This is a genomic window from Paraburkholderia unamae, assembly GCF_003268775.1.
In the GTDB taxonomy this organism is placed as follows: Bacteria; Pseudomonadota; Gammaproteobacteria; order Burkholderiales; family Burkholderiaceae; genus Paraburkholderia; species Paraburkholderia unamae.
On the sequence record NZ_QLSU01000066.1, the window covers coordinates 1 to 2,482 of the forward strand.

Below are 2,482 nucleotides of genomic sequence, written 5' to 3' on the forward strand. Positions count from 1 at the left end.
TGTTGGCGTTCACCGAATCCTGACCCACAGTTTTCATCTAAATTTGACCCACCCCGAGACAGCGTAGTACATCTATTCCGGTGTGGATAACTCTTCGTCGTCTGCTGCTTTTACAGTTCGCTTTTTAGCCGTTCTGGATTTTGCTGAACTGGTCTTGAAGCGCCACGATTCGTTACCTGTCTCCACGATATGACAGTGATGGGTGACGCGGTCCAACAACGCTGTCGTCATCTTTGCATCCCCGAACACTGCAGCCCACTCGCCGAAGCTCAGGTTGGTCGTAATCGCTACGCTAGTGTGTTCGTACAGCTTGGAGAGCAGGTGGAACAGCAATGCGCCGCCTGTCTGGCTGAACGGCAGGTAGCCCAGTTCATCAAGGATCACCAGATCGACGTACATCAGCTTGTGCGCAATCTGCCCCTGCTTGCCAGCTGCCTTTTCAAGTTCCAGCGCATTGGTCAGTTCAACGGTCGAGAAGTACCGTACACGCTTGCCGCGACGCTGCACCGCCTCGATGCCGATCGCTGTTGCCAGATGTGTCTTGCCTGTTCCAGGGCCGCCGATGAACACGACGTTGTGCGCGCTTGCGATGAACGACAGGTCGTACAGTTCACGAACCAGCGCTTCGTCAACGTGTGCCTGTGCGAAGTCGAAGCCCTTAAGATCGCGATGCGCCGGGAAGCGCGCCGCCGTCATCTGATAGGCAATCGAGCGCACCTGCCGCTCAGCGGTCTCGGCGAGCAGCAACTGATGCATGAACCGCTCTGGCTCGAATTCCGTATGTCGCGACTGTGCGAGCAGTTCCGGCCAGCTGCTGGCCATACCATGAAGCTTGAGCCCCTTGAGCTGGGCAATGATGTCGTTAGACATGAGGATCCTCCGGCAGGACGGGACGCAGGCTCTCATAGCGCGAGACGTCTGCGGTCGGTTCTTCGGTCAAGTGCAGCTTTGTCGCTGTCACGGCGCGCATTTCCATCGGCGCCTTCAGGCGGCTGAGTACGTTGAGCACGTGCTCACCACTGGGGCGCCCGGAATCGAGCGCAGCCCGCACTGCAAGAAGTACGGAATCCAGACCATGCTCACGCACCGCGGCTAGCACCTGCGTCATCACCCTGTCGCCACCCGGGTGCTTCAGCAGATGTCGCTGCAGATCCTGAAGCGGTTGTGGCATCGTGGCGAATGGCGCACCGTTGCGCAGCGCGCCCGGCTTGCGTTCGACCAGGGTGATGTAATGACGCCAGTCGTAGAACGTCATGTGCCGCTCGAAGCTGCGCTCGTGGCGAGCGATCTCGTGGTCGTCTGCGACGATGCTTAGGTACGTCGGATAGCAGCGCAGGCTTACGAGCTGGTTCGTGTGCTCTGTGGGCACGCTGTAGCGGTTACGCTGGAAGTGGATGAGGCTGGTCGAGGACACACGCAGTGTTTGCTCCACGTAGCCGTCGAACGGACGCGGGTTGGGCATCAGCCGCGTGCGTTCGTCCTGCAGCACCTCTTCGATGGTCAGCTCCGGCCATTGCGGGTGACGCACGCGCCACGCCTCATGGCACTGCGCGGCGATCCATTCGTTGAGGACTTCGAGCGATTCCCAGCGACGTAATGCGGCTTCGTGCCAGATCTGCCTGCGCCGGTCCTGCACGTTCTTCTCAACGATGCCTTTTTCCCAGCCGGCTGCGCGGTTACAGAACTCAGGCTCAAACAGGTAATGGCTGCACATCGCTTCGAAGCGCGCATTGACGGCGCGCTCCTTGCCCCGGCCGACCTTATCGACGGCCGTCTTCATGTTGTCGTAGATGCCACGGCGCGGGACGCCGCCGAAGGCGGCAAACGCCCGCGCGTGCGCGTCGAACAGCATCTCGTGGCTTTGCGTGGGGTAGGCAACCAGCCAGAAGGCTCGGCTGGCGTTCAGCTTGACGTGCGCGACCTCCAGACGCCGCCGAAGACCACCAATAAAGGCGTACTCACAGCTCCAGTCGAACTGGAATGCCTCACCGGGCTCGAACGCGAGAGGTACGTACGCCTTGCGTCTCGGAGCCTCATCCTGCTGCTCATGCCAGCGACGAACAAAGGCACTCACGCGGCCGTAGCTGCCGGCATAGCCTCGCGCCCGAATCGCCTCAAACATGAACTGCGCTGTGCGCCGATCGCGCTTTGGGCGGTGGCTGTCGGCCTTGAGCCAGCCCGTCAGCTCGTCGGCCCAATCATCAATGACGCTTGGCGTCGTGCGTTTCGGGTAGTTCGGCTCGGTCGCCTCGGTCTGGCGCAGCCATGTGCGCACAGTGTTTCGGGACAGGCCCGTGCGCCGCGCAATCTCGCGCAGCGGGACCTTCTCGCGGAAGTACATCCGCCTGATCTTGGCCAGCATGCCCACCGTGATCACCTCTGTATCCCCTGCTCAAAGGTTGAGCAGGGCATTCAATCACGTGGGTCAAAATTCGATGAAAACTACATGTCTAGGTGGGTCAATTCTGGGTGAACGTCAACA

At 60.4% G+C, this 2,482-nt stretch carries 2 protein-coding genes; both read right to left on the reverse strand.

The genetic code is table 11. From position 1 onward, the window contains the following. Positions 1-72: 72 nt before the first annotated feature. Positions 73-870, reverse strand: a complete 798-nt coding sequence (istB, locus tag C7401_RS44120) for an IS21-like element helper ATPase IstB (RefSeq protein WP_112178352.1) — start codon at positions 868-870, stop codon at positions 73-75. Beyond that, positions 863-2,362, reverse strand: coding sequence for an IS21 family transposase (istA, locus tag C7401_RS44125; RefSeq protein ID WP_373864504.1), 1,500 nt, complete (start codon positions 2,360-2,362; stop codon positions 863-865). The genes istB and istA overlap by 8 nt, the downstream gene beginning before the upstream one ends. Positions 2,363-2,482: the final 120 nt, after the last annotated feature.

Excerpts from the sequence above, each read along its gene's own strand:
- istB (WP_112178352.1), bottom strand. The coding sequence starts at position 870 with ATGTCTAACGACATCATTGCCCAGCTCAAGGGGCTCAAGCTTCATGGT.
- istA (WP_373864504.1), bottom strand. The coding sequence starts at position 2,362 with ATGCTGGCCAAGATCAGGCGGATGTACTTCCGCGAGAAGGTCCCGCTG.